The 232-nt window shown below is 65.1% G+C and carries 1 protein-coding gene; it reads left to right on the top strand.

Going from position 1 to position 232, the window contains the following annotated elements; genetic code table 11:
• The coding region (locus tag FQ664_RS27060) for an OB-fold nucleic acid binding domain-containing protein (RefSeq protein ID WP_144176023.1) at positions 1 to 232 on the top strand (232 nt) is incomplete at both ends.

Below are 232 nucleotides of genomic sequence, written 5' to 3'. Positions count from 1 at the left end.
AGTACAGACCGTGCTGGCCGGCCAGGTGGTCGGCGTGCGCCGCAAGGGCGAGAGCCAGATCTTCATCCAGCTGGAAGATGGCCGTGGCCGCGTCGAATGCAGCGCGTTCTCCGATGCCATGGCCGAGTTCGGCCACCTGATGACCAAGGACCGTATCCTGGTGGTCAAGGGCGGCCTGCGCGAAGACGAATTCAATGGCGGCTTCGCACTGCGCATCCGCCAGTGCTGGGAC

The sequence above is a fragment of the Pseudomonas persica genome, assembly GCF_900291015.1.
In the GTDB taxonomy this organism is placed as follows: Bacteria; Pseudomonadota; Gammaproteobacteria; order Pseudomonadales; family Pseudomonadaceae; genus Aquipseudomonas.
This window is presented reverse-complemented; position numbering and strand designations above follow the sequence as displayed.